Source organism: Paraburkholderia sp. J11-2, from assembly GCF_905220185.1.
Lineage (GTDB): Bacteria > Pseudomonadota > Gammaproteobacteria > Burkholderiales > Burkholderiaceae > Paraburkholderia.
The window spans coordinates 1-385 of record NZ_CAJMYY010000127.1; the positions used below are offsets into that span (position 1 = coordinate 1).

Sequence of the window (385 nt, forward strand, 5' to 3'; positions counted from 1 at the left end):
GAACGGTGCGGTGAACGCATCGAGCGTGGACGCGGTGAATGGCTCGCAGCTGTACGCGACGAACCAGAGCATCACGAACCTCGCGGGTGATGTCACGAACATGAACGGCCAACTGGCCGACGCCGTGATGTACGACTCGTCGGCACATGACTCGGTAACGCTGGGCGGCACGTCGGCAACGTCGGCAGTGGCGCTGCACAACGTGGCGAACGGCATGGTGAACGCATCGAGCCTGGACGCGGTGAACGGCTCCCAGCTGTACACGGTGTCCAGTTCGACGGCGGCTGCGCTGGGCGGTGGCTCGACGGTGAACAGCGACGGTTCGATCTCGGCTCCGACGTACCTCATTGGCGGCAGCACGTTCAACAACGTGGGCGGCGCGCTG

Annotated in this window: 1 pseudogene; it reads left to right on the forward strand. The window is 64.9% G+C overall.

The window, feature by feature from the left end:
* A pseudogene (locus tag U5A57_RS41450) lies at positions 1-385 on the forward strand (hypothetical protein); the annotation flags it as partial.